At 68.8% G+C, this 311-nt stretch carries 1 protein-coding gene; it reads left to right on the forward strand.

Going from position 1 to position 311, the window contains the following annotated elements:
* Positions 1-311: acyltransferase domain-containing protein (locus ACLZOT_RS51420; RefSeq protein WP_416976170.1), on the forward strand; the 311-nt coding region annotated here is incomplete at both ends.

The following is a 311-nucleotide window of genomic DNA, read 5'->3' on the forward strand; positions in this document are numbered from 1 at the left end:
GGCGGGTTGATGTGGTGCAGCCGGTGTTGTGGGCGGTGATGGTGTCGTTGGCGTACCTCTGGGAGTCGTTGGGGGTGACGCCGGTTGCTGTGGTGGGGCATTCGCAGGGTGAGATCGCGGCGGCGTGTGTGGCGGGCGGACTCTCACTGGCGGATGCGGCCAGGATCAGCGCGGTGCGCAGTCGGATGATTGCGGGGTCGTTGGCGGGGCGGGGTGGGATGGTGTCGGTGGGACTGCCGCTGGCTGAGGTGGAGTTGTTGCTTGTTCGGTGGGAGGGGCGGTTGTCGGTGGCGGCGGTGAACGGGCCGTCG

It is taken from the genome of Streptomyces sp. 4F14, from assembly GCF_048159485.1.
Lineage (GTDB): Bacteria > Actinomycetota > Actinomycetes > Streptomycetales > Streptomycetaceae > Streptomyces.